At 75.2% G+C, this 22719-nt stretch carries 26 protein-coding genes; 9 read left to right on the forward strand and 17 right to left on the reverse strand.

Annotation, left to right across the window (positions count from 1 at the left end; genetic code table 11):
• The first annotated feature begins 23 nt into the window (after positions 1-23).
• Both FKD65_RS00660 and FKD65_RS00665 read left to right on the forward strand, forming a co-directional pair.
• Positions 24-1022: a sensor histidine kinase gene (locus FKD65_RS00660; protein WP_205718491.1), complete on the forward strand. Its 999-nt coding sequence runs from the start codon at positions 24-26 to the stop codon at positions 1020-1022.
• On the forward strand, positions 1019-1684 hold the full coding sequence (locus FKD65_RS00665; protein ID WP_141575187.1) for a response regulator transcription factor: 666 nt from the start codon (positions 1019-1021) through the stop codon (positions 1682-1684). The genes FKD65_RS00660 and FKD65_RS00665 overlap by 4 nt, the downstream gene beginning before the upstream one ends.
• Before the next feature lie 99 nt (positions 1685-1783).
• Here the strand turns inward: FKD65_RS00665 and FKD65_RS00670 are convergent, their stop codons facing one another.
• The 3 genes from FKD65_RS00670 to FKD65_RS00680 all read right to left on the reverse strand — a co-directional run bounded on the left by FKD65_RS00670 (position 1784) and on the right by FKD65_RS00680 (position 3434).
• Positions 1784-2128 (reverse strand): RNA polymerase-binding protein RbpA, encoded by a 345-nt coding sequence (locus FKD65_RS00670; protein ID WP_141586204.1) that lies wholly within the window; start codon positions 2126-2128, stop codon positions 1784-1786.
• A 140-nt stretch (positions 2129-2268) separates the two neighbouring features.
• A complete protein-coding gene (locus FKD65_RS00675; protein WP_141575189.1) occupies positions 2269-2874 on the reverse strand; it encodes an ATP-dependent Clp protease proteolytic subunit in 606 nt (201 codons plus the stop codon).
• Positions 2871-3434 (reverse strand): ClpP family protease, encoded by a 564-nt coding sequence (locus FKD65_RS00680; protein ID WP_168221395.1) that lies wholly within the window; start codon positions 3432-3434, stop codon positions 2871-2873. The genes FKD65_RS00675 and FKD65_RS00680 overlap by 4 nt, the downstream gene beginning before the upstream one ends.
• 202 nt (positions 3435-3636) lie before the next feature.
• Between FKD65_RS00680 and FKD65_RS00685 the strand changes: the two genes are divergently transcribed.
• Positions 3637-3915 (forward strand): type II toxin-antitoxin system Phd/YefM family antitoxin, encoded by a 279-nt coding sequence (locus FKD65_RS00685; RefSeq protein ID WP_240809916.1) that lies wholly within the window; start codon positions 3637-3639, stop codon positions 3913-3915.
• On the opposite strand, the gene FKD65_RS00690 is transcribed toward FKD65_RS00685, so the two are convergent.
• The gene (locus tag FKD65_RS00690; RefSeq protein WP_141575197.1) at positions 3905-5113 is read right to left on the reverse strand and encodes an MFS transporter; all 1209 of its coding nucleotides are present in this window, start codon (positions 5111-5113) and stop codon (positions 3905-3907) included. The two genes, FKD65_RS00685 and FKD65_RS00690, sit on opposite strands and share 11 nt — an antisense overlap.
• Positions 5110-5868 (reverse strand): DeoR/GlpR family DNA-binding transcription regulator, encoded by a 759-nt coding sequence (locus FKD65_RS00695; protein WP_141575199.1) that lies wholly within the window; start codon positions 5866-5868, stop codon positions 5110-5112. Before FKD65_RS00695 ends, FKD65_RS00690 begins: the two co-directional genes overlap by 4 nt.
• Positions 5869-5925: 57 nt before the next feature.
• Here FKD65_RS00695 and FKD65_RS00700 point away from each other — a divergent pair, with 57 nt between their 5' ends.
• Positions 5926-6525 carry an HAD family phosphatase gene (locus tag FKD65_RS00700; protein ID WP_141575201.1) on the forward strand — a complete coding sequence of 200 codons (600 nt, stop codon included), beginning with the start codon at positions 5926-5928 and terminating at the stop codon, positions 6523-6525.
• 7 nt (positions 6526-6532) lie between these two features.
• Here the strand turns inward: FKD65_RS00700 and FKD65_RS00705 are convergent, their stop codons facing one another.
• Positions 6533-7348: a glycerophosphodiester phosphodiesterase gene (locus tag FKD65_RS00705; protein ID WP_141575203.1), complete on the reverse strand. Its 816-nt coding sequence runs from the start codon at positions 7346-7348 to the stop codon at positions 6533-6535.
• Between the two features lie 118 nt (positions 7349-7466).
• Here FKD65_RS00705 and FKD65_RS00710 point away from each other — a divergent pair, with 118 nt between their 5' ends.
• A complete protein-coding gene (locus FKD65_RS00710; RefSeq protein WP_141575205.1) occupies positions 7467-7688 on the forward strand; it encodes an EF-hand domain-containing protein in 222 nt (73 codons plus the stop codon).
• A 16-nt stretch (positions 7689-7704) separates the two neighbouring features.
• Here the strand turns inward: FKD65_RS00710 and FKD65_RS44680 are convergent, their stop codons facing one another.
• The 3 genes from FKD65_RS44680 to FKD65_RS44685 are packed head-to-tail and all read right to left on the reverse strand — an operon-like array spanning position 7705 to position 10856.
• Entirely contained in the window at positions 7705-9537 is a 1833-nt protein-coding gene (locus FKD65_RS44680) for a class I SAM-dependent methyltransferase (protein ID WP_205718493.1), read from the reverse strand.
• Positions 9538-9549: 12 nt separating this feature from the next.
• Positions 9550-10623 (reverse strand): MFS transporter, encoded by a 1074-nt coding sequence (locus tag FKD65_RS00725; protein WP_205718494.1) that lies wholly within the window; start codon positions 10621-10623, stop codon positions 9550-9552.
• On the reverse strand, positions 10581-10856 hold the full coding sequence (locus tag FKD65_RS44685; protein WP_205718495.1) for a hypothetical protein: 276 nt from the start codon (positions 10854-10856) through the stop codon (positions 10581-10583). The genes FKD65_RS00725 and FKD65_RS44685 overlap by 43 nt, the downstream gene beginning before the upstream one ends.
• A 72-nt stretch (positions 10857-10928) precedes the next feature.
• On the opposite strand from FKD65_RS44685, the gene FKD65_RS00730 reads away from it, so the two are divergent.
• Positions 10929-11771, forward strand: a complete 843-nt coding sequence (locus FKD65_RS00730; RefSeq protein ID WP_141575206.1) for a LysR family transcriptional regulator — start codon at positions 10929-10931, stop codon at positions 11769-11771.
• 60 nt (positions 11772-11831) lie between these two features.
• Here the strand turns inward: FKD65_RS00730 and FKD65_RS00735 are convergent, their stop codons facing one another.
• From FKD65_RS00735 to FKD65_RS00755, 5 genes are read right to left on the reverse strand one after another with little or no spacing between them, the layout of a single operon-like run.
• Positions 11832-12383 (reverse strand): RNA methyltransferase, encoded by a 552-nt coding sequence (locus FKD65_RS00735; RefSeq protein ID WP_141575209.1) that lies wholly within the window; start codon positions 12381-12383, stop codon positions 11832-11834.
• On the reverse strand, positions 12380-12994 hold the full coding sequence (locus FKD65_RS00740; protein WP_141575211.1) for a class I SAM-dependent methyltransferase: 615 nt from the start codon (positions 12992-12994) through the stop codon (positions 12380-12382). The genes FKD65_RS00735 and FKD65_RS00740 overlap by 4 nt, the downstream gene beginning before the upstream one ends.
• Before the next feature lie 40 nt (positions 12995-13034).
• Positions 13035-13982, reverse strand: coding sequence for a VWA domain-containing protein (locus FKD65_RS00745; protein WP_141575213.1), 948 nt, complete (start codon positions 13980-13982; stop codon positions 13035-13037).
• The gene (locus FKD65_RS00750; protein ID WP_141575215.1) at positions 13979-14992 is read right to left on the reverse strand and encodes a DUF58 domain-containing protein; all 1014 of its coding nucleotides are present in this window, start codon (positions 14990-14992) and stop codon (positions 13979-13981) included. Before FKD65_RS00750 ends, FKD65_RS00745 begins: the two co-directional genes overlap by 4 nt.
• Entirely contained in the window at positions 14989-16005 is a 1017-nt protein-coding gene (locus tag FKD65_RS00755) for a MoxR family ATPase (protein ID WP_141575217.1), read from the reverse strand. The genes FKD65_RS00750 and FKD65_RS00755 overlap by 4 nt, the downstream gene beginning before the upstream one ends.
• A 774-nt stretch (positions 16006-16779) precedes the next feature.
• Here FKD65_RS00755 and FKD65_RS43875 point away from each other — a divergent pair.
• The 3 genes from FKD65_RS43875 (at position 16780) to FKD65_RS00770 (ending at position 19454) form a co-directional block, all read left to right on the forward strand.
• Positions 16780-16947 (forward strand): hypothetical protein, encoded by a 168-nt coding sequence (locus FKD65_RS43875; RefSeq protein ID WP_168220900.1) that lies wholly within the window; start codon positions 16780-16782, stop codon positions 16945-16947.
• Positions 16948-17065: 118 nt separating this feature from the next.
• Positions 17066-17722, forward strand: coding sequence for a LysE family translocator (locus FKD65_RS00765; protein WP_141575222.1), 657 nt, complete (start codon positions 17066-17068; stop codon positions 17720-17722).
• Between the two features lie 88 nt (positions 17723-17810).
• Entirely contained in the window at positions 17811-19454 is a 1644-nt protein-coding gene (locus FKD65_RS00770) for a DUF885 domain-containing protein (protein WP_141575225.1), read from the forward strand.
• A gap of 84 nt (positions 19455-19538) precedes the next feature.
• Here FKD65_RS00770 and FKD65_RS00775 read toward each other — a convergent pair whose 3' ends face one another.
• The 3 genes from FKD65_RS00775 to FKD65_RS00785 all read right to left on the reverse strand — a co-directional run bounded on the left by FKD65_RS00775 (position 19539) and on the right by FKD65_RS00785 (position 22565).
• Entirely contained in the window at positions 19539-19883 is a 345-nt protein-coding gene (locus FKD65_RS00775) for a hypothetical protein (protein ID WP_141575227.1), read from the reverse strand.
• A gap of 240 nt (positions 19884-20123) precedes the next feature.
• Positions 20124-21038: an alpha/beta hydrolase gene (locus FKD65_RS00780; RefSeq protein WP_141575229.1), complete on the reverse strand. Its 915-nt coding sequence runs from the start codon at positions 21036-21038 to the stop codon at positions 20124-20126.
• Positions 21039-21104: 66 nt separating this feature from the next.
• Positions 21105-22565 carry a benzaldehyde dehydrogenase gene (locus FKD65_RS00785; protein ID WP_141575231.1) on the reverse strand — a complete coding sequence of 487 codons (1461 nt, stop codon included), beginning with the start codon at positions 22563-22565 and terminating at the stop codon, positions 21105-21107.
• Positions 22566-22719 lie beyond the last annotated feature (154 nt).

Below are 22719 nucleotides of genomic sequence, written 5' to 3' on the forward strand. Positions count from 1 at the left end.
CCGCCCGCGCCACAATGGCGTCCGTGGGCGAAAGCGACGAGACCGCCGGGCGGGCGCGGTGGCCCGTGGCCGGCGGCTGCTTCGCCCTGGCCGCCGCCGCCGAGGCCGTCCTGCGCACCCACGGCTCGGGGGTGGCCCTGTCGCTGGCGCTGGCGGTGGACCTGTGCGCGACGCTCCCGCTGGCGCTCGTCCGCGACCGGGGCCCGGCCGCCGCCGCCGTGATCACCGCCGCGGCCGCCGCGGCGTGCGTCCTGCACGGCGGCGCCGCCCTCGCCGCCCTCGCCGCCCTCGCCACCGTCTGGACGGTCCTGGCGCGCCGCCGCCTCCTGCGGCGCCGGGCCGAGACCGCCGCGCGCGACGCCTCGCGGCGGGCGTTCGAGTCCACCCTGCTGGAGCACACCGCGCGCGGCGAGCGGGCCCGCATCGCGCGCGAGCTGCACGACGTCGTCGCCCACCACATCTCGATGATCTCCGTGCAGGCCGAGACCGCCCGGCTCGCGGTCCCCGGCATGCCGGACGAGGGCGCCAAGCGGCTGCTGGCCATCGGCGACACCGCCCGCACCGCCCTCACCGAGATGCGGCGGCTGCTCGGCGTGCTGCGCGAGGACGCCGGCGCCGAGCCGACCCGGCGCCCCCAGCCCGGCCTGCAGCAGCTCCTCGACCTGGTCGACCAGACCCGCGAGTCGGGCGCCGCGGGCGTCCGGCTGATCGTCGGCGGCCACGTCGCCGCCCTGGACCCCGGGCTGGAGCTGGCGGCCTACCGGATCGTCCAGGAGGCCCTGACCAACGCCCGCAGGCACGCCCCCGGCGCCGCCGTCGACGTGGAGCTCCACTACGCGGCCGACGCCCTGCGCGTCAGCGTCCGCGACAACGGGCCGGGGCACGGCGGCGGCCCCGCCGGGCACGGGCTGCTCGGCATGCGCGAGCGAGCCGCCGCCGTCGGCGGCGAGCTGCGCACCGGTCCAGGGCCCGGCGGCGGGTTCCTGGTGGAGGCGACCCTGCCGCTGGGGGAGGAACCGTGAGCGTGCGCGTCGTGGTGGCCGACGACCAGGAGGTCGTCCGCGCCGGGTTCGGGGCCCTGCTGGCCACCCAGCCGGACCTGGAGGTCGTGGCGACGGCGGCCGACGGCGCCGCCGCGGCCCTGGCGTGCCGCGAGCACCGCCCCGACGTCGTGCTGATGGACGTGCGGATGCCGGTCATGGACGGCATCGAGGCCACCCGCCGCGTCACCGCCGAGCCGGACCCGCCCCGCGTCCTGATGCTGACGACGTTCGACCTGGACGAGCACGTCTACGACGCCCTCGTCGCGGGCGCCAGCGGGTTCCTGCTCAAGGACGTCACCGCCGAGCGGCTGTTCGACGCGGTCCGGGTCGTCGCGGGCGGGGACGCGCTGCTCGCCCCGGCCGTCACCCGCCGCCTCATCGGGGAGTTCGCCCGGCTGCGTCCGCGCCCGCCGTCGCGCGGACCGGAACTGGAGGCGCTGACCCCGCGCGAGACCGACGTCCTGCGCCTGGTCGCGGCGGGCCTGTCCAACGCCGAGATCGCCGCGCGGCTGGTCGTCGGGGAGGAGACGGTCAAGACCCACGTGAGCCGGATCCTGCGCAAGCTCGGGCTGCGCGACCGTGTCCAGGCCGTCGTCGCCGCCTACGAGAGCGGCCTGGTGCTGCCCCGCGCGGGCCGGTGACCCCGGTCCGCGACCCCAAGCCGGGACAAAAGGGGCGCAGGCATGGCGAAGGCCCGTACCCCCGCCGGTACGGGCCTTCGCGACGAGCCTGCTATCCGCTCACGCGGACTTCCTGCGCCCCGCTCGCAGGATCTCCAGGCGTTCTGCCAGGACCTCCTCAAGGTCTTCAAGGGTCCTGCGCTCCATGAGCATGTCCCAGTGGGTGCGCGGCGGCTTGCCCTTCTTGGTCTGGGGCAGTTCCCCGTCGACCCGCAGGGCCGTGGCGCCGCAGTTGCGGCATTCCCAGGTGATCGGCACCTCGGCCTCGGCTGCGAGCGTCACGGTGAACCGGTGGCCCTTCGTGCAGGTGTAGTCCACCTCTTGCCGAGGGGCCAGATCGGTGTTGCGATCGTTCTCGTAGCTCGTCGCTCCGAGTCGGGTGCCGCGAAGTGCGCGCTCGGCCATCGTCACGTGCCTCCCAGACGGCTTGCGGTCTTGCCCTCACCAACGCTGAACACCGTGACAAGATTCCCGCGCCCGGGGTGATCCAACCCTGCTCTTTGCGGCCGTACCCAGCCGCCGGCGGGGAACATGCGGCTCGCCCGCTAGTGACGGGAGGCGAGGACCTCGTCGATGAGCCCGTAGTCCCTGGCCTCCGCGGCGGTGAAGTAGCGCTCGCGCTCGAGGTCGCGGCGGACGGCCGCGGGGTCGCGCCCGGTGGCCTCGGCCAGGATCGCCTCGGTCTGCTCGCGCAGCCGCAGCACCTCCCGCGCCTGGATCGCGAGGTCGGTGGCCTGGCCCCCGGCCACCTCCAGCGACGGCTCGTGCAGCAGGATCCGCGCGTCCGGCAGCGCCTGCCTGCGCCCCGGCGAGCCCGCCGCCAGCAGGATCGCCGCGGCCGACGCGGCCTGCCCGACGCAGGTCGTCTCGATCTCGGGCCGCACGTGGCGCATCGTGTCGCAGATCGCGAGCATCGCGGTGATCGACCCGCCCGGCGAGTTGATGTACAGGGCGATGGGCCGGTCGGGGTCCATGGCCTCCAGCGCCAGGATCTGCGCCGTGACGTCGCCCGCGCTGGTGTCGTCCACCGGCGCGCCGAGGAACACGATCCGCTCCTCGAACAGCTTGCTGTAGGGGTCGGTCTCCTTGCGTCCCTGGCCGGTGCGCTCCTCGAACTGGGGGACGAGGGAGCGCCGTTCCGCGCGTGTCATGTGCCCACCCGGTCGGTGCTGTCGATGACGTGGTCGACGAAACCGTAGTCGCGGGCCTCCTCCGCGGTGAACCACGCGTCGCGGTCCCCGTCGGCCTCGATCCGCTCCAGCGTCTGGCCCGTGTGGAACGCCGTGCGCTCCGCCAGGGTCCGCTTGAGGTACAGCGACTGTTCCGCCTGGATCCTGATGTCGGACGCCGTGCCGCCGATGCCGCCGTGCGGCTGGTGCATCATCACCCGCGCGTGGCGCAGCGCGTACCGCTTGCCCCGCGTCCCGGCGCACAGCAGCGTCTGTCCCATGGACGCGGCCATTCCCATCGCGACCGTGGATATGTCGTTCGGGACGAACTGCATCATGTCGTAGATCGCCATCCCGGCGTCCACGACGCCGCCGGGGGAGTTGATGTAGACGGTGATGTCGCGCCGGGCGTCCCGCGCCGCGAGCAGCAGCAGTTGCGCGCTGACCCGGTTGGCGGTCCCGTCGTCGATCTCGGTGCCGAGGAACACGATCCGCTGCGCCAGCAGCCGCTCGAACAACTGCGCGTCCGCCGGCTGCGGCATCTCGATCACCCGTGCCCGCGACCTGCCCACGAAGGTCTCCGCCGGCCGTCCGCCGTCCTGTCGCCCCGGTCCGCCGTTCACGTCCGCCTCCTTGATCATCTGTACGTTTCGTACGCTACGTACGGACACTAATCCAGGGGACTGCGGACGGCCAGGGGGCCGCGGGAGGTTTCGCTATACGATGAATCACGTGGATGTTCCGGTGACCGAAGCACGCGCCGAGTTCGCGGATCTGGTGAACCGGGTCGCCTACACCGGCGAGCCCGTCCGGCTCACGCGGCGGGGCAGGGTGATGGCCGCCCTGGTCTCTCCGGAGGACCTGGAGCTCCTGGAGGAGTTCCGCTCCCAGCGGGGCGACCTCCAGGTCGGCGGGGCCGTCCCGCCCGGGCAGCCGCCCCGTCCCGCGGAGCGGCCCCAGCCGCAGCCGCAGCAGCCGATGCGCATCGCGGCCGAGTACCGCCCGCCCGGCTTCAGGCACTGACCCCGGTTCCGCGGTCGGCCCGCGGGCGGGCGCCGGCGTCGTCCGGGTGGCGCACGAGGCCCGCCGCCGCGGCCGCGACGACGCAGAGCGCCGCCGGCAGGAGCAGCGTGAGGCCGAGCGGCATGGCGCGGGTGAGCGGCCCGATGACGGCGGGGCCCGCGAGCATCCCGAGGTAGCCGAGCCCGGCCACCCGGGAGACGTTGGCGCCCGAGGCGGCCCGGTCGTGGTGACCGGCGGCGCTGAACAACTGGGGGACGGCTCCCGACAGCCCTGCCCCGAGCACGGCCCAGCCCGCCAGGGCCGCGGCCTCCCCGGTCGACAGCGCCGCCACCGCGAGGCCGAAGGCGGCCAGGCCGGCGCCGTTGCGCAGGACGGCCACCGGGCCGTAGCGCGCGGCGAGCCGGTCGGCCAGCAGGCGCCCGCCGGTCATGGCGGTGGAGAAGGCCCCGAACGCGAGCGCCGCGGTGCCCGGGGACGCGTCCAGGCCGCGCAGGTGCAGCGCGCTCCAGTCGTTGGCCACTCCCTCGCACAGCATGATCATGAAAGCGAGGGCGGCCAGCCCCCGGATGCGCCGGGGCGTCCGGCGGCGCACCGGAGCGGCGCCGGACGCGGGCGCTCCGCCGGACCGCAGCAGCACCGGAGCTGCCGCCGCGCCCGCGGCCGTGCTCAGGAGCGCCACCGCGCCGAAGGTCGCGGCCGGGCTCCAGCCCCAGCTGAGCGTCCGGGCGCCGACCAGGGCGGCCAGGACGCCGCCGAGGGAGAAGGTCGCGTGGAAGGCGGCCATGATCGGCCTTCCGTAGCCGCGCTCGACCTGGACGGCGTGGGCGTTCATGGCGACGTCCAGTGCCCCGTGGCAGGCGCCGAGCAGCAGCAGGGCCGCGCCGAGCGTCCAGGCGCCGGGCGCCAGGCCCGGCAGGACCAGCGCGGCGGCGGCGGTCGCGGCGCTGGCGGGCACCACCCTGCGGGCGCCCGCGCGGTCGGCGAGGGGGCCCGCGATCCGCATCCCGACGAGCGCGCCCGCGCCGAGCAGCAGCAGGAGCCGTCCGAGCACCGCGTGGTCGATCCCGGTCCGGTGCTCGATGGGAGGGATGTGGACGATCCACATTCCCAGCAGGAACCCGGCGAGAGCGAAGTAGGCGAAGGTGGCCAGCCTCGCCGCGCGAAGTGATCCGGCCGTCTCGGGAGCGCCGCCGGTCATACGAGCCTGACGTCCACGCCGGCGTCCCGCAGGCGAGCGACGGCGGGTGCGGGTGCGGTGCGGTCGGTGACCACCATGTCGAGGGCGGTGGACGGGCAGACCAGGCCGAGGCCGCTGCGGCCGAACTTGGCGCCGTCGCACACCGCGATGACGCGGCGGGCCGAGGCGATCGCGGCGCGCTTGACCGGGACCTCGTCCAGGTCGTGGGCCGTCAGCCCGTGCTCGGCCGACAGGCCGCACACGCCGAGGACGGCGGTGTCGACGCGCAGCGAGGCGAGGGAGGCCTCGGTGAGCGGTCCGGTGAACGCCAGCGCCCCGGGCGTGGTCCGCCCGCCCGGCACCAGCAGCCGGATCCGCGCCGCCCCGCTGAGGGCGGTGGCGGCGTGCAGGTCGAGCGGGACGACGGTGAGCCGCCGGCCGGCGATCGTGCGGGCGACGGTCAGGGCGGTGGTCCCCGCGTCCAGGACCACGGCCTCGCCGTCGGTGAGCAGCGCGTCGACCTCGGCGGCCAGGCGCCGCTTGGTCTCGGCCGCCTCGTGCTCGCGGACGGCGAAGGGCATCGCCTCGCCGCGCAGCAGCAGGCTCACCGCGCCACCCCGCACCCGGCGGAGCACGCCGCGCTCGGCGAGGAGGTCCAGATCGCGCCGGATGGTCATCTCCGAGGCGCCGGTCTCCTCGGCGAGGTCCGTCACGCTCACCCGCTCGGTGGTCCGCAACCGCTCGATGAGCATGTCCACCCGTTTCGCACTCTCCATGTGTTCAATCAACCATTTCTGGTGTTAAGTAGTCAACTCAGGATCTTGGAGGGACCCATGACATGGATCGTGTTCGACTACGCGGGCGTGATCAGCGCGGCCCCGCCCGTGCGCGCCGGAGCGCTGCTGCCCGAGACGGTGGGGGCGCCTCCCGCGCGGTTCTGGCCGGTGTACTGGGCGCACCGGCGGGACTACGACCTGGCCGCCGTGACCGCCGCGGAGTTCTGGCGGCGGGTGTGCGGCGCGCTGGAGGTGCCGTTCGACGACGACCTCGGCCACGTCCTGGTGAGCCTGGACGTCCGCACGTGGGCGCACATCAACGAGGAGACCGTCGCGCTGCTGAAGGAGCTGTCCGGACGGGGCACACCGCTGGCCCTGCTGTCGAACGCGCCCGTCGAGCTCGCCCGCATGGTGGACCGCCGGCCCTGGGCCTCGCTGTTCCGGCACCGGCTCTACAGCGCCGACCTGCGCCTGGCCAAGCCCGAGCCGGAGATCTTCCGTGAGCTGACCGGCCGGCTCGGCGCGGCCCCCGAGGAGGTGGTGTTCGTGGACGACCGGGAGGAGAACGTGCGGGCGGCCCGGATGCTCGGAATCCGGTCGGTGCTGTTCACCGGCGTCCCCCGGCTGCGCGAGGAGCTGGCCTGCGTCGCCGGGTGAGCGGGGTTCAGGGCAGCGCGGCCGGCGGGGTCTCGTGCGGCCACAGGCCGCGGGCCGCCATCACGTCGCGCAGGGTGACCAGCTCGTCGGTCATGATGCCGTCGATGCCGAGGTCCAGCAGGCGCTTCATGGTGGCGGCGTCGTTGACCGTCCACGCGTGGACCTGCAGGCCGAGCCGGTGGGCGTGCTCGATGAACGCCTCGGTGACGAAGGGCACGGGGCCGAGGCCGTAGGGCACCTGGGCGCACGCGACGCCGGTGGCGGCGAGGCGGACGAGCTTGGCGGTGGGGCCCCCGATGGACTTGGCGCGCAGCGCCATCAGGCCGCGGGGGCCGAGCGCCATGCAGACCTCGTGGTCGGTGTACCGGGGGAGGCGCGCGCGCATCTGCGCCAGCCGCCGCGTGGAGAACGAGGTGATGCACACCCGGCGCCAGGCGTCGGTGCGGCGCAGCGTCTCGGCGAGCGGGCCGATGACGGGGGCGTCCTTCAGGTCGATGTTGACGCGCGCCTGGGGGAAGGAGCCGAGGACGTCCTCCAGGCGGGGGATGGGCTCGGTACCGCCGATGCGGGCCCTGGCGACCTCAACGTAGGGGAGCCGGGCGATGGTGCCGGTTCGGTCGGTGACCCGGTCGAGGGTGCGGTCGTGGAATGCGACGACGACCCCGTCGGCGGTGGCGTGGGCGTCGGTCTCCAGGTAGCGGTAGCCGAGGTCGGTGGCGCGCTGGAACGCGGCCATCGAGTTCTCCGGGCGCCCGGCCGCGCCGCCGCGGTGGGCGAAGGGGATCGGGCCGGGGTGGTCGAGGAATTCGTACGAGCGCCGCACCCGTCCGATTATGGCCGAACGCGCGGCCCGCCTTGACCTTACTACGTAAAGGGCGGGGGTGATGGCGCCGGTGCTAGCGTCGGCGCGGCAAAGACCAATCAGCTAGGAGATCCCGGACATGGCGGACGTGAACGACTACAGGGCGACGTTCGAGCTGGTGGACGTGGACGGTGACGGCTACATCTCGACGGCCGAGCTGAAGAACCTGATGACCCGGCTCGGGCAGGACATCACCGAGACCCGCGCGGTGGAGGTGGTCGTGGCCGCCGACGCCAACCGGGACGGGAAGATCTCCCTGGAGGAGTTCACCGCGCTGATGGAGCGGACCTCGCCCCGCTGACGCCGGCGGCCGCGCGTCACCGCGCCCGGCGCCGCAGCTTGAGGGTGTTGTCGGTGCGGGTCATCGTGCGTCCGTCGGGTGCGGTCTGGACGCGCTCGTGCTCGTCGCTGCGCAGGACCTCCCATTCGCCGTCCGGCAGGCCGAGCGAGGCCAGGACCTCCTCGGGCGTGGGCAGGTGGACCTCCGGGTGGGCGTCCGGGTCCCACGGCGGGGGCCCGGCGTGCCCGACGACGAGCAGTGTCCCGCCCGGCGCGACGGCCGCGGCGGCGGCCCGCAGCACCTCCTCGCGGGGCATCTCGGCGGGGGAGTGCAGGAACTGCGCGGAGACGAGGTCGTAGGTCCCTTCGGGGAACGAGGCGGCGAGGTCGCGGCGCTGCCAGTCGACGCGGTCGGCGACGCCGGCCTCCTCGGCGTGGCGGGCGGCGCGCTCGAGCGCCACCCCGGAGATGTCGGCGGCGGTGACGCGCCAGCCCCGGCGCGCGAGCCAGACGGCGTCGGCGCCCTCGCCGCATCCGAGGTCCAGGGCGGTGCCGGGCTCCAGCCCGGCGATCTCCTGGACGAGTACGGCGTTGGGCTCCCCGCTCCAGATGTGGTGGTTCTCGGAGTAGCGGGAGTCCCAGTACTCCTGGTGGTCGGTGGTGTCGTCCATGCTCCGATGGTGCGCGGTGACCGCGTCAGGTGGCGAACCCTGTTGCCGTTTCGGCAAGACGAACAGGGCGAGCGGGACCAGGGCGGCGGGAGCCGCGGCGAGGGCGTAGCACGCGGGCAGCGGCAGCACGTCCAGGGCCGCGCCCGTGGCGGCCGTGCCGCCGGACGCGCCGAGGTTCAGCGCGGTGTTGACCCAGGCCACGGCGCGGGTGCGGGCGCCGGGCGGCGCGCCGGCGTCGGCGATGAGGTAGGCGGTGGTCAGGGTCGGGCCGACGAACGCCCCGGCGGCGCACGCCGCCGCCGCGAGGACGGCGACGGACGGGGCGAGCCCCGCGGCGGCGAGGACGAGGCCGAGCGGGCACGCGAGCGCGGCCAGCCGGGCGCGGCCGGGGGCCGTCCGGCTCAGCGCGCCGTAGGCGAGGCCGCCCAGGGTGCTGCCGACCGCGACCGCGGCCTCCACCCAGGCGACCGCGGCGGGCTGGTGGTGGCGCTCGGTGAACGCGACGGCCAGCAGGCCGGTGGATCCGAGGGCGACCCCGGTGGCGGCGGCCGCGAGGGCCGGCGCGAGCGGGAACACCCGCACGCGCGGCGCGCGGCGGTGCGGGCCAGGCCGGGGCGTCGCGGGGGAGGCGACCATCCCGAAGGTCCCGGCGGCGATGAGGACGGCGCCGAGGGCGACTCCGAGGGACGGCGCGGCGATCGCGGCGATCAGGCCCGCCAGGAGGGGGCCGGTGACGAAGACGAGTTCCTCGGAGACGGTGTCGAGGCTGTAGGCGCGGCGCAGGAGCGGGCCTTCCGGCAGGAGGCCGTTCCACAGCGTCCGCATGACGACGCCGACCGGGGGCGCGGTGACGCCGGCCGCGACGGACAGGGCGCCGAGCAGCGGGACGGGCGTGCCCGGCCGCCAGGTGAGGACGGCCAGGGCGGCGAGGAGCAGGGTGTAGGCCGCGGCCATCGGGGGCAGGGCGCGGCGCGGCCCGTGCCGGTCGATGAGGGCGGCGCGCACCGGGGACAGGACGGAGACGGTGAGGCCGAGCAGGGCCAGCAGCCCGCCTGCCTGGGCGTAGGAGCCGGTCGAGGCGGTGAACGCCAGGGTCAGGGACAGGTAGACGGTTCCGTAGGACAGCCGTCCGAGGAATGCGAAGGCGAAGGTGCGCAGGGCGTGGGGGGCGCGCAGTACGGCCGCGTAGGACGTCGTCATGGGATCGGTTCCTCAGGAAGGCCCCGGAGGGCCGGTTTGCGGGGACGCCGGAAGCCGCCGTCGCGTGAGCGGCGGCGGGGGCGTCCTACGCGTAGATGAGGAACCGCATGCCGTGATCGTAGCGTCCGCCGGACCGGTGGGAAATCCCACCGGGCCGCGCGGCGCGGGGGAGCGGCGGGCCAGCAGGCCCCCGGCCAGTGCGGCGGCGAGTCCGGCCAGTCCGGCCGCGGCGAAGCCGCCCCCCGGCGCGGTGGCGTCGATCGCCGTGCCGACGGCGGGGGACCCGAGCGCGAAGCCCGCGCTCAGCGCCGAGGACTGCAGTCCCGTGGCCTCGCCGCGCACGCCGGCGGGCGCGAGCCGGCTGACCGCGTCGGCGACGGTGGACAGGGTCGGCGCGGCGAGCAGCCCGGCGCCGGCGCCGGCCGCGCACAGCCAGCGCCAGTCGTGGGCGAGCCCGGCGGGGACGGTCGCCAGGCCCAGCAGGCCGAGCAGCAGCCATGTGGGCATCGGCCGGGGGAGGGCGCCGTAGACCAGCCCGCCGACGATGGAGGCGACGCCGTAGACGGCCACGACGATGGCCGCCCGGGACACCTGGCCGGCGTCCTCGAGGGTGGCGACGATGGCCAGGTCGGTGCCGCTGAGCAGCGTCGTGGTGCCGAACGCCATGACCAGCATCGCGATCATGCCCGGGCCGAGCCATTCGCGGCGCGGGGGGCGGCGGGCCGTGGCGGCGGCCGTCTCGTCCTCGGTCCGCAGGGGCGGGTCGAGCAGGGCGATCCCGACCGCGCCGGCCAGCATCGCGGTGCCGACGCCCCACGCCACCGCGCCGGGGGACGTCTTCGCCGCGCAGAAGATCACGATCGGGGGGCTCAGCATGTACGACAGTTCGCCCTGGACCGATTCCAGCGCGAACGCGGCCTGGCGCTGTCCCGCGGTCGTCATGGCGGCGATCGCCTGCCTGGTGACCAGGGGGACCGGCACCATCAGCAGGCCCGCGGGGAAGGCGGCGCCCAGCAGGACCCCGTACGGCAGGATCGGGACGCTCAGCCAGAACGCGACCTGCACCGCGGCGGTGGCCGGCAGCACGACCCGCGCCCCCGTGAGTCGATCATGCGGCCGAGCAGCGGCCCGCCCAGTGCCATCCCCGTGCACAGGGCCGCGGCGACGCCTCCCGCCGCCGCGTAGCTCAGGTCGAGGCCCAGCACGACGTACATCGTCAGCGCCATGACGTCCGCGGTGATCGCGGCGCGGGCGAGGAACGCGATGCCCAGCAGGGGCGTGAGCCCCGGCACGGCGAGCACCTGGCGGTAACCGGTCACCCGCGGGACGCTAGATCATCCGTCGGGTCATAGGAAGTCGTTAATTCGCTGGAGCCGATATAATGATCCGTTATGCCCAGGGATCTGGAGATCGCGTTGCTGCGGTCGTTCGTCTCCGCGGTCCGGGCGGGCAGCATCAGCCGCGCCGCGGCCGCGCTCGGGCAGACCCAGCCCGCGCTCAGTCAGCAGTTGCGCAGGCTCGAGGGCGCCGTGGGCCGTCCGCTGCTGCACCGGTCGACCTCGGGGGTCGCGCCGACCCGGGCGGGGGAGGAGCTCCTGCCCTATGCCGAGCGCATCCTGTCGCTCTCGGCGCAGGCGCTCGCCGAGGCCGGGCGCGCGCTCACCGGCCACTGCGGTGTGGGGCTTCTCGAAGACCTCGCCGCGTCCCGGCTCTCGCAGGCCCTGGCCGACCTCGCCCGGCTGCACCCCGGCGCGACGCTGGAGGTGCTCAGCCTGTCCGACACCGCGATGCGGGAGGCCTACGACGCGGGGCGCGTCCAGCTCGTGCTCGACGCGGTGCCGGACGTTCCCGCGCCGCCGCGCTGGACGGTGCGCCGCCCGCTGGTCTGGGCGGTCGGCCAGGGCGCGGACGTGGCCGCGGATCCGCTGCCGGTGGTGCTGTTCTCCAACCCGTGCTCCTGGCGGACGGCGGTGCTGGAGGCGCTGGAGCGCTCCGACCGGCGCTGGCGGGTGGCGTTCGAGAGCAACGGCCTGGCCGGTGTGCTGGCCGCGGTGCGGGCCGGCCTCGGCGTCGCGGCGCTCATGCCCGCGAACCTGGAACCGGCCATGGCCTGCCATGACGCGGACGCGCTGCCCGCCCTGCCGGACGTCGAGTTCGGTCTCGTGCGGCATCCGGCGACCGGGGGCGATCCGCTGGTCGACGCCGTGGAGACCGCGCTGCGGCGCATGATCTGAGAACCGCCGCGGGCCGGGGCGCCTGTTTCCGGGGGCCCGGGGGCGGTCTCCGGTGTCCGGTCAGGTGCTCCATTCGCGGCGGCGGGCCTCGGCGAGGGCGATGGCGGTGGCGACGGCGACGTTGAGGGAGCCGACGCGTCCGATCTGGGGGATGTAGGTGACGGCGTCGGCGGCGGCGAGCAGGGCGGGGGAGCAGCCGTGGTCCTCGCTGCCGATGGCGAGGCAGACGTCCCCGTCGAGGGGGGCCTCGTGCAGGGGGACGGCGTCGCTGGTGAGTTCCACGGCGACGAGGCGCAGGCCCTCCTTGCGGACGGCGGCGGCGGCCTCCGCGGCGGTGCCGGCGTGCTCCCAGGAGACGAGGCGGTCGGTGCCGAGGGCGGTCTTGGCGACGTTGCGGTGGGTGGGGGGCGTGGCGTTGCCGGCGAGCCAGAGGTGCTCGACGCCGAACACGGCGGCGCTGCGGATGATCGAGCCCATGTTGAACGGCTGGGTGACCGATTCGACGAGCAGGTCGAGGCGGGCGCCGGTGCGGCGGCGCCAGTCGCGGTTGAGGCGCTTGACGTCGGTGGCGCGCAGCTGGCGGCGCCCCTGGGCGGGGTCGGGGGTGCTCATCGGGTGTGGCCTTCCGGGCGGGTCGCGACGCGCAGGACGCGGTAGGCGGATCGGGAGGCGATCCGTTCGGTGGGGAAGCCCTGGCCGGTCAGCCACTTCTGGAGGGAGTCGGAGCCGAGGTGCTTCTGGACGACGAGGTGGGCGTGGCCGCCGGGGGCGAGGCGGGGGAGCCAGGTGAGCAGGAGGTCGTGCAGGGCGGCCTTGCCGATGCGGATCGGGGGGTTGGACCAGATCGCCGCGAACCGCAGGCCGGGGTCGGTCTCGTCCGCCAGACTGAACCTTACATTGTCAAGGCCGGCGGCTTTGGCATTCTCCCCAGCGAGTCCAAGGGCTCGCTGGTTCACATCAACCCCCAAAACCCTCGCCTGCGGCGAGCGCTTCGCCATGGTGATCGCGATTGGGCCGTATCCGCAGCCGAGGTCGAGCAGGTCGCCGGTGGCCGGGGGTGCGGGGACGGTCTCCAGCAGCACGCGTGTGCCGGGGTCGACGCGGTCGGGGGAGAACACGCCGCTGTCGGTGGCGAGCCGCAGGTGCAGGTCCGGAAGGACGAGGTCGACGGTGCGGCGGCGGCTGGCGGCGTCGGGCCTGCCGGCGAAGTAGTGTTCCCCCACGTCGGCCGACCGTATCAGCGTTCGGGGGCCGCGCGTGCCGTCAGGGGAGGCGGGAGAACCAGGCGAGGGACGCGCCGCCGGCGGCGAAGGCGAACAGCAGCGCGATGCCGATGTAGCGGGCGGCGACGTCGCGGTGCTCGGTCCTGAAGCCGAGGGAGGTGCCGATGTTGGCGTAGACCTCGCGGAGCTGGCCTGCGTCGGCGGCCTCGTAGGCCTTGCCCTCGGTGCTCTCGGCGAGGTTCTTCAGGGTGTCCTTGTTGACCGAGACGCTGGTGGTCTCGCCTTCGATGTCGACGGTGCCGTAGGGGGTGCCGAAGGCGATGGTGGAGACCGGGACGTGCGCGGTGCGGCTGGCGTCGATGGCCTCCTGCACGGTGCGTCCGGTGGTGTTGTCCCCGTCGGACAGCAGGACGATGTGCGCGGGCGGCGGGTCCTGGCGGGCCTGGGCGTCGAAGGACCGGACGGCCTGCAGGGAGGTGAAGACCGCCTCGCCGATGGCGGTGCGCTTGGCCAGGACGAGCTGGTCGAGGGAGGCGACGGCCGCGTCGCGGTCGGCGGTCGGGGCGGCGATGAGGTTGGCGTTGCCGGCGAAGGCGACGACGCCGACGTTGAAGCGGCGGGGCAGCTCGTCGATGAACCGCTTGGCGGCGGACTTGGCGGCGTCGAGGCGGCTGGGGGTGACGTCCCTGGCCATCATGGAAAGCGACACGTCGACCGCGACGACGATGGTGGCGCGGTCGCGGGGGACCTTGACGGCGGTGGCGGGGCGCGCGAACCCGAACATCATGAAGGCGATCATGATGAGGAACAGGACGGCGGCGACGTGCCGGCGCCAGCCGGGGCGGCGCGGGGCGACCTGGGACAGCAGGGCGAGGTTGGTGAAGCGGACGGCGTACTGCCGGCGGCGCAGTTGCAGCAGCAGGTAGACGGCGGCCAGGAGCGGCAGGAGGCCGAGGAGCCAGAGCCGTTCGGGTGACAGGAAGGTCATGGGCGCACTCCCGCGGTGGTGACGGGCCGGCCTGCGGCGCGGCGCTGGCGGAGGGCGAAGCGGGCGACGTCGGCGATCCAGTCGCGGTCGGTGCGCAGGACGAGGTGGTGGGCGCCGCAGCGGCGCAGTGCGGCGCGGGTGCGGTCGCGTTGGGCGGCGGCCGCGGCGGCGTAGCGTTCGCGGACGCGGCGGTTGAGGACGATCTCGTGGACGGTGCCGGTCTCGGGGTCGGTCATCTCGACGAGGCCGACGTCGGGGAGGTCGAGTTCGCGGGGGTCGATGATCTCGATGGCGAGGACCTGGTGGCGGGTGGTGAGGCGGCGCAGGGGGCGTTCCCAGGCGGGTTGGCCGTGGGGTCCGTCCGGGGCGGGGTCGGCGCCGTCGGGGGTGAGGAAGTCGGAGATGAGGACGCGCAGGCCGCGGCGGGTCTGGCCGCGGTCGAGGGCGGTGAGGGCGGCGGCGAGGTCGCGGGGCGCGGCCGCGGCGGGGGTGCGGGGCCCGGCGGTGTCGTCGACGGACTGGGCGTCGAGGACGGCTTGGAGGAGGGCGTACATGGCGGCCTTGCCGGTTCGGGCGGGCCAGCGGCGCATGCCGTCGTCGTGGAGGAGGTAGGCGCCGACACGGTCGCCGAGGCGGACGGTGAGGAAGCCGACGGCGGCGAGGGCGGCGACGGCGAGGTCGCGTTTGATCATGGTGCCGGTGCCGAAGTCCATGCTGGGGGTGAGGTCGACCAGGGCCCAGGCTTCGAGTTCGTGGTCGGCGATGAGGTCGCGGACGTGGGGTGTGGTGGTGCGGGCGGTGACGGCCCAGTCCATGTGGCGGACGTCGTCCTCGCCTGGCTGGTAGAGGCGGGCTTCGGCGAGTTCGGTGCCGGGGCCGGGGAGCAGGCCGAGGTGCTCGCCGTTGAGGAGGCCGTCGAGGCGGCGGGTGACCTGGAGTTCGAGGCGGCGCAGGGTGCGTTCGGGGGCGAGGTGGGCGAGTTTGCCGCTGCGCCGGCGCCCGGTGGTCATGCGGTGGTCACCGCGGCGGCGCCGTGGTTCCACACGACGCGGGGCGGGGGGACGGCGGTGAGGATCTGGGTGATGACGTCGCCGGTGTCGACGCCGTCGGCGAGGGCGTCGAAGGTGAGGACGATGCGGTGGGCCATGACGTCGCGGGCGACGGCGCGGACGTCGTCGGGCAGGACGTAGTCGCGGCCGGCGAGCAGGGCGAGGGCGCGGGCGGCGGAGGCGAGGCCGAGGGTGGCGCGGGGGCTGGCGCCGATGTCGATGACGCCGCGCAGGTCGGGGAGGCGGTACTGGTCGGGTTCGCGGGTGGCCATGACGAGCCGGACGATGTAGTCGGCGATGAGTTCGTGGACGGAGACCTCTTCGGCGGCGCGCTGGAGGCCGGCGAGGAGGCCGGTGTCGAGGACCTGGGCGGCTTCGGGCGGGTCGACGCTCATGCGCTGGAGGATCTGGAGTTCCTCGTGGGCGGCGGGGTGGTGGACGTCGACCTTCATGAGGAAGCGGTCGCGCTGGGCTTCGGGGAGGGGGTAGACGCCTTCGGACTCGATGGGGTTCTGGGTGGCGAGGACGAGGAAGGGGCGGGGCAGGGGGTAGGTGTTGCCGCCGAGGGAGACCTGGCGTTCGGCCATGACCTCCAGGAGGGCGGACTGGACCTTGGCGGGGGCGCGGTTGATCTCGTCGGCGAGGACGAAGTTGACGAAGACGGGGCCGAGTTCGACGTCGAACTGCTCGGTGGAGGGGTGGTAGATGCGGGTGCCGACGATGTCGGAGGGGACGAGGTCGGGGGTGAACTGGAGGCGGGCGAAGGTGCCGCCGACGACGCGGGCGAGGGTGCCGACGGCGAGGGTCTTGGCGACGCCGGGGACGCCTTCGAGGAGGCAGTGGCCGCGGGCGAGGAGCGCGACGATCATGCGCTCGACCATGTGCTCCTGGCCGACGATGACTTTTTTGACCTCGGCGAGGGTGTGCTGCAGGAGTGCTGCGGCCTCGTCGACGTCGGTGGCGGCGATGGTCATGTGGGTGTCCCTCACTTGTCCGTCGTGTGCCCTGTCATCGTGCGTCGTGCGTGGTCGGCGCGTGGGCGCCTTACGACCCTACGCGATCACTTGTACCCGTTCGCCGGGGATACGTGCGTGTGGCGGGTGATCGGTTCGGGGGGTGCGGCGGGGGTGTTGTCGGGGCCGATCGTAGGGCGTGGTTGTTAGTGTTGCGGCCATGTCGAGGCCGTTGCCGCCTGGGGACCCCGCTCAGTTGGGGCCGTTTCGTCTGTCGGCGCGTTTGTCGGAGTCGGCCGCCGGGATCGTGTTCCTGGGGGTGGACGGTGAGGGGCGGCGCGCGAGTGTGGCGGTGCTGAACCGGGGTGCGGCGGGTGATGCCGCGGCGCGGGACCGGTTCCGGGCGGCGATCAACGCAGCGGTGCCGGGTCCGGGGCGTGGTGCGGGGGCCGGGGGGCCGGGTGAGGCGCCGGTGGTGGCGGCGCAGCCGGATGGGCCGGCGCCGTGGGTGGCGACGTTGTACGAGGCGGATCGTGCGGGGGCGGAGCGGTTTCTGGAGCCGGTGGTGTTCCAGGGGTCGGGTGGTGGGCGCCCGCGCGGGCGGCGGCGTGGTCCGCAGTTCCAGCCGTATTGGCTGGGTGCGGGTGAGCTGGCGTTGGAGCGGCCTCGGCCGTCGCGGGGCGTGGGTCCGGTTCCGGTGGGGGAGCGTGGGCCTGAGCGGAGTCTGGTGGCGGTCGTGGTGGGGTTGGCCGCGGTGTTGCTGGTGCTGGCGTTGCTGATGGGGGTGTTGTTCGCGTGTGTGCCGGAGGAGAAGCCGCCGCGGCCTGCGCCGCCGGAGCCGACGCCGTCGTTCAGTGTGCCGCGCAGGTCGCCGGTTCCGACGACGCCGTCGCCTTCGCCGCGGTCGCCTGGTCCGTCGGGGCCGACGTCGCCGGTTCCGTCGCCGTCGGGTTCGGGGGGTGACGACGGCGCCCCGCTGTAGCGGGGTGTTCGTGGGGGTGCGTTCGCTTGCGCGGGGAAGGTCGCCTGTGTGGGGAATGGGTGTTGCAGGGGAGTGCGTCGAGCGTCCAGCATGGGGGGGATGCTGGAGAGTCTGCTCGCTTTCGCGGGTGCCGCGGTGCTGATCGCGATGGCGCCGGGCCCGAGCACGGTCGTGATCATGCGCCAGTCGATGCGGTCGGGCCGGCGCGCGGGGCTGGCGACGGTGCTGGGCAACGAGACGGGTGTGCTGCTGTGGGGGGTGGCGGCGGCGGTGGGGCTGTCGGCGCTGCTGGCGGCGTCGCGGCTGGCGTACGAGGGGCTGCGGGTCGCCGGTGCGGTGGTTCTGGTGTGGTTCGGGGTGCGGGCGCTGTGGCATGCGCGGCGCGGTGGCCCGGCCGCGGCGGGAGCGGGCGCGGAGGAGGGCCTTGAGGGGGGCGGGGGCCCGGGGGCGGGCGGTTCGGGGTGGCGGTGCTACCGGCTGGGGCTGGTGACGAACTTCGCCAATCCGAAGGCGGGGGTGTTCGCGGTGTCGTTCCTGCCGCAGTTCGTGCCGGAGGGGTGGCCGGTGGCGGCGGTGCTGGTGGGGTTCTCGGTGCTGTGGGCGCTGATCGACCTGGTCTGGTACACGGGGGTGGTGTGGCTGGTGGGCGCCGCGCGGCGGGTGCTGGGGCGTCCGGGGGTGCGGCGGCGTCTGGACCAGGTGTCGGGGGTGGTGCTGGTGGCGCTGGGAGTGCGGCTGGCCGCCGAAGCCCGCTGAGGGATCCGCGCGGGGGCGGCCGGTACGGGCGGCCGGTTTGGCACATCTTCATGATCGCTTTTGGGGGCGGGGGCCTTAGCCTGGGGCGATGACCGCTCTGGATGACCTGGCCGACCGCTATGTGGACGAGTTCGCCGCGCTGGATCCGTGCCAGGCCGCGCAAATGGGGATCGCCGGGCAGGACTCCCGGCTGACCGACTACGGGCCGGAGGGGGTGGCGGCGCGCGCGGACCTGACGCGGCGGACGCTGGGGGATCTGGCCCGCGTGCCGGTGGAGGGCGAGGCGGGGCGGATCGCGGCCGCGGTGCTGCGCGAGCGGCTGGAGGTCGAGGCGGCGCTGGACGAGGCGGATGTGCGGGAGGGGTACCTGGACACCACCGACGGGCCCGTCCAGCGGCTGCGGGTGGCGCTGGAGCTGCTGGACCAGGGGCCGGGCAGCGACTGGGAGGCGGTGCGCGCGCGGATGCTGGCGCTGCCGGGGGCGCTGGCGGGCCTGCGGGTGTCGCTGCGGCGGGCGTGCGGGCGGGGCCGGGTGGCGGCGCGGCGGCAGGTGCTGCGCAGCGCCCGCGAGTGCGCCGAGACTCCGGCGTTCCTGGCGGGGCTGGCGGCGCGGTACGGGCAGGGCCCGCTGCGCGGGGCGCTGGAGGCGGCCGCTTCGGAGGCGTCGGCGGCGCTGGGGGAGTTCGCGGCGTTCCTGTCGGGGGAGCTGGCGGCGCGGGCGCCGGAGCGGGACGCGCTGGGCGCCGACCGGTACCGGCTGGGGGTGCGGGACTTCCTCGGGACGGATCTGGATCTCGCGGAGACCTACGCGTGGGGCTGGGAGGAGCTGGCGCGGATCGAGTCGGAGATGGCGGGCGCGGCGCGGGAGATCGCGCCGGGTGAGCCGCTGCCGGCGGTGATGGCGGCGCTGGACGCCGATCCGGCGCACCGGGTCGGGGGCGCCGAGGCGTTCCGGGGGTGGATCCAGGAGCTGGCGGACCGGGCGATCGCCGATCTGGACGGGGTGCACTTCGACATCCCGGGGCCGCTGCGGCGGATCGAGTGCCGGATCCCGCCGGTGGAGGCGGGGATCTACTACCTGGCGCCGGCGGAGGACCTGTCGCGTCCGGGGACGGTGTGGTGGACGGTGCAGGACCCGGCGGCGGAGATCGTCACCTGGACGGTCCCGACGACGATGTTCCACGAGGGGGTGCCGGGCCACCACCTGCAGCTGGGGATGACGACGCTGAACCGGGGCCTGAGCCGCTTCCAGCGCCTGGCCGGCGAGCTGCATCCGGGGCACTGCGAGGGGTGGGGGCTGTACGCGGAGCGGCTGATGGACGAGCTGGGCCACTACCGGGATCCGGCGCACCGGCTGGGGATGCTGGCGGGCGGGCAGCGGTTCCGGGCGGCGCGGGTCGTGCTGGACATCGGGCTGCATCTGGAGCTGCCGATCCCGGCGGGGACGGGCTTCCACGAGGGGGAGCGGTGGACGCCGGAGCTCGGTTTCGCGTTCTTGCGGGCCCGGAAGGGGCCTGACCCGGACGCGGCGGTGGCGTTCGAGATCGACCGGTACCTGGGGCGCCCGGGGCAGGCGATCGCCTACAAGCTGGGGGAGCGGGTCTGGCTGGAGGCGCGGGAGGAGGCGCGGCGCCGGGAGGGCGCGGGGTTCGACCTGAAGGAGTTCCACCGGCGGGCGCTGGATCTGGGGCCGATGGGCCTGGATCTGCTGCGCGCGGAACTGCGCGCGTGACCGGGCGGGTCGTGACGGGCGGGTCGTGACTTGTCGGCGGGGCCGCTTGGGCGCCGCCGAGGGGCGGGCGCGGACGGGGCGGGGTCAGACGGGTTCGGAGGAGTTGAGGCGGGCGCGTTCGGGGCTTTCCAGGGCGTCGACGCCGGTCTCGCGGAGCCAGCGCCGCGCGTTGGCGTGCGGCCAGTCGGCTTCGGGGGCGTCGGTGCCGCCCGGGGCGGCCGCGGGTTCGCCCGGTGCGCCCGCGGGCGCGTCGGCGGAGGCGCCGGTTCTGCCGATGTGGCAGGCCTGCTCGTCCCCGGGCTCCATGATCGTCTTGTGGTAGTGGGGCGGCCACCGCAGCAGGAGGCGGCGGCCGCAGGTGGGGCAGGCCCACTCCTCCAGTCCCGACTCCTCGGTCCGGACGCGGCGCAGCTCGTGGGTCCGGTGCAACTTGGCTCTCCTCGACCGTCGGCTGAGTTCCGGTCAGCGTTCGTGCGTTAGTGATTTCCGGGGTCCGGCGGGGTTAAACGGCACGGCAAACGTATTTAAGGTCAAGGCTCCGATGGGTTCGACATGTCCGTAAAGGGCCCCACTAACGGTGGGAGTGGGGGCCCGGGGCAAACACGAGGCCATGCGGGGCCAAGCCCGTGCGGAGCCCCGAGCCCAGCCGTGCGGAGCGTCCGGGGCCGGTCAGGCGAGGGCGTCCCGGACGGCGGCGCCGATCCGCGCGACGGCCTCGGCGGGGCGGCGGGCGAACGACCCCCATCCGAGGAAGCCGTGGTCCAGGCCCGTCCCGGGCACCAGGTCGACGGGGACGCCGGCCCCCGCCAGCCGCGCCGCGTACGCCTCGGCCTGGGGCCGCAGCCGGTCGTGCTCGGCGGTCGCGATGACCGCCGGGGGCAGGCCGGAGGGGTCGGGGTCCAGCAGCGGCGACACCTCCGGGCGGGCCGGGTCGGCGCCGCGCAGGTAGGCCCGCAGCGCGCGGCCGATGCCGGACGGGGGGAACCGCAGCCCGTCGGGGTCGGGCGGCGCGGGCGGGACCTCCCGCAGGTCCAGCGCCGGGTACAGCAGGACCTGCAGGACGGGCCGGGCGGGGCCCGCGTCGCGCAGCAGCCCGGCGGCCGCGGCGGCGAGCTGGCCGCCCGCGCTGTCCCCGGCGACCCCGATCCGGCCGGGGTCCAGGCCGAGCCGCGCCGCGCCCGCCGCGACCTCGCGGACCGCCGCGACGGCGTCGTCCAGCGCCGCGGGGAACGGGTCCTCGGGCGGGCGCCGGTACCCCACCGACACCCACGCGACCCCGCTGGCCGCCGCCAGCGCCCGCACGACCGGGTCGTAGGAGTCGACGTCGCCGAGGACCCACCCGCCGCCGTGGAAGTACACCAGCGCCGGCGCCGGGCCCGGCCGGTCCGGCCGGTACAGCCGGGCGGGCAGCGGACCCGCGGGCCCCTGCAGGGTCAGGTCGCGGACGGTGCCGGCGGGCGGGCGCGGGGAGCGGGCGAGGTCGGCGGCGTGCTCGCGGCGGGCGTCGGCGACCGTGCGGCCCGCCCCGCCGGGTTCGGCGAGGCGGGCGCGCAGGAACGCCAGGTACTCCGGATCGCGGCCCATCGCCCCTCCTCGGCACCGAGCCTACGGGCCCGCGGGGGACCCGCCCGCGAAGGGGCCGGGGCCGGGTCAGAAGGGGTAGGTGGCGATCTCGGCGCGGACCGTGACCCACTGCGTCTCGGTGAACGCCTCGATGTTGGCGTCCGGGCCGCCGAACCGCGACCCGTTGCCCGACGCCGCCACCCCGCCGAACGGCACGACCGGCTCGTCGTTGACGGTCTGGTCGTTGATGTGGACCAGACCCGAGGGGATCGCGTCGGCGATCCGCATCGCCTGCCCCACGTCGCCGAGGATGCCCAGCGACAGCCCGTACTCGGTCGCCGACGCCAGCTCCACCGCCTCCTGCGGCGTGGAGAACGGCACGACCGGCGCGACCGGCCCGAACACCTCCTGCGCGTAGGCGGGCATGTCGGGCGTCACCTCGTCCAGCACGGTCGGGCGGTAGAACAGGCCCTCGTGGGTGCCGCCCGCCGCGAGCCGCGCGCCCGCCGCGACCGTGTCGCGCACGAGCTCGTCGACGCGCGCGAGCTGCCCGGCGTCGATGATCGGGCCGAGCGCGACCGGCCCGGCCGCCGGGTCCCCGACCGGCAGCTTGTCGGCCTTGTCGGCCAGCGCCGCCACGTACTCGGCGTGCAGGCTCTCGTGGACCAGGTGCCGCCCGGAGGTCATGCAGATCTGCCCCTGGTGCAGGAACGCGCCCCACGCGCCCGCCGACACCGCGTCGGCGACCCGCGCGCCCGGCAGCACGATCAGCGCGTTGTTGCCGCCGAGCTCCAGGTGGGCGCGCTTGAGGAGCCGCCCGCACACCTCGCCGATCCTGCGTCCGGCGGCGGTGGAGCCGGTGAAGGACACCACCCGCACCTCCGGCGCCTCCACGACCGCCTCCCCGGCCTCGCGGCCGCCCGGCAGCAGGTGCAGCAGCCCCTCCGGCAGCCCGGCCTCCTGGAAGACCCGCGCGATCGCCACCCCGCCGCACACCGCCGTGCGCGGGTCCGGCTTGAGCAGCACCGCGTTGCCGAGCGCCAGCGCCGGCGCCACCGACCGCATCGCCAGGATCAGCGGGAAGTTGAACGGCGAGATCACGGTCACCACGCCGGCGGGGCGGCGCCGCGCGAGGCTCCACCGCGGCTGCGCCGACGGCAGCACCAGGCCCTGCGGGTGCGAGGCCAGGCCGGCCGCCTCGAAGCACAGGTTCGCGGCGAAGTGCGTCTCCAGCTCCGCCTTCGGCGGGATCGACCCCGCCTCACGCACGATCCAGTCGCCTATCTCGGCGGCGTGCTCCTCCAGCAGGCGCCCCGCCGCGCGCAGGACCGCGGCGCGCTCCTCGTAGGTGCGGGCCGCCCAGTCCCGCTGCGCCGCGGCCGCGGCCCGCGCGGCCCGCGCCGCGTCGGCGGCGCGGGCCTCGCCGAGCGTGCCGAGCACCCCGCCGGTCGCGGGCTCGGTCACCTCGTACACGCCGCCGTCCCCGGCCGCCGTCCAGCCGCCGTCGAAGATCTTCCCGGTCCACGCGCCGGGATCGAGCAACGTCATCGTTCCTCCAAGCAAGGGGTGCCCGCGCCGAACCTCCCACCCTCACCGCACGCGGCCCGCGCGGGAGCCGGATCGTTCCGCTCAGTGGAAAGCGGGTCCGGGGAAAATCCGTTGCGGCGCCCCGGCCCGGCGGGGCACCCTGAACGCGAGAGAA

Origin of the sequence: Actinomadura sp. WMMA1423 (assembly GCF_006547145.1) — a bacterium.
GTDB lineage: Bacteria > Actinomycetota > Actinomycetes > Streptosporangiales > Streptosporangiaceae > Spirillospora.

Coding starts and splice junctions, on each gene's coding strand:
- FKD65_RS44680 (WP_205718493.1), bottom strand. CDS start 9,537: ATGACGACGTCCTACGCGGCCGTACTGCGCGCCCCCCACGCCCTGCGC.
- FKD65_RS00755 (WP_141575217.1), bottom strand. CDS start 16,005: ATGACCATCGCCGCCACCGACGTCGACGAGGCCGCAGCACTCCTGCAG.
- FKD65_RS00735 (WP_141575209.1), bottom strand. CDS start 12,383: ATGAGCACCCCCGACCCCGCCCAGGGGCGCCGCCAGCTGCGCGCCACC.
- FKD65_RS00680 (WP_168221395.1), bottom strand. CDS start 3,434: ATGCCGCAGCCGGCGGACGCGCAGTTGTTCGAGCGGCTGCTGGCGCAG.
- FKD65_RS00675 (WP_141575189.1), bottom strand. CDS start 2,874: ATGACACGCGCGGAACGGCGCTCCCTCGTCCCCCAGTTCGAGGAGCGC.
- FKD65_RS00670 (WP_141586204.1), bottom strand. CDS start 2,128: ATGGCCGAGCGCGCACTTCGCGGCACCCGACTCGGAGCGACGAGCTAC.
- FKD65_RS00690 (WP_141575197.1), bottom strand. CDS start 5,113: ATGACCGGCGGCGCTCCCGAGACGGCCGGATCACTTCGCGCGGCGAGG.
- FKD65_RS00730 (WP_141575206.1), top strand. CDS start 10,929: ATGCCCAGGGATCTGGAGATCGCGTTGCTGCGGTCGTTCGTCTCCGCG.
- FKD65_RS00745 (WP_141575213.1), bottom strand. CDS start 13,982: ATGACCTTCCTGTCACCCGAACGGCTCTGGCTCCTCGGCCTCCTGCCG.
- FKD65_RS00780 (WP_141575229.1), bottom strand. CDS start 21,038: ATGGGCCGCGATCCGGAGTACCTGGCGTTCCTGCGCGCCCGCCTCGCC.
- FKD65_RS00695 (WP_141575199.1), bottom strand. CDS start 5,868: ATGGAGAGTGCGAAACGGGTGGACATGCTCATCGAGCGGTTGCGGACC.
- FKD65_RS00785 (WP_141575231.1), bottom strand. CDS start 22,565: ATGACGTTGCTCGATCCCGGCGCGTGGACCGGGAAGATCTTCGACGGC.
- FKD65_RS00700 (WP_141575201.1), top strand. CDS start 5,926: ATGACATGGATCGTGTTCGACTACGCGGGCGTGATCAGCGCGGCCCCG.
- FKD65_RS00750 (WP_141575215.1), bottom strand. CDS start 14,992: ATGACCACCGGGCGCCGGCGCAGCGGCAAACTCGCCCACCTCGCCCCC.
- FKD65_RS00765 (WP_141575222.1), top strand. CDS start 17,066: ATGCTGGAGAGTCTGCTCGCTTTCGCGGGTGCCGCGGTGCTGATCGCG.
- FKD65_RS00710 (WP_141575205.1), top strand. CDS start 7,467: ATGGCGGACGTGAACGACTACAGGGCGACGTTCGAGCTGGTGGACGTG.
- FKD65_RS00770 (WP_141575225.1), top strand. CDS start 17,811: ATGACCGCTCTGGATGACCTGGCCGACCGCTATGTGGACGAGTTCGCC.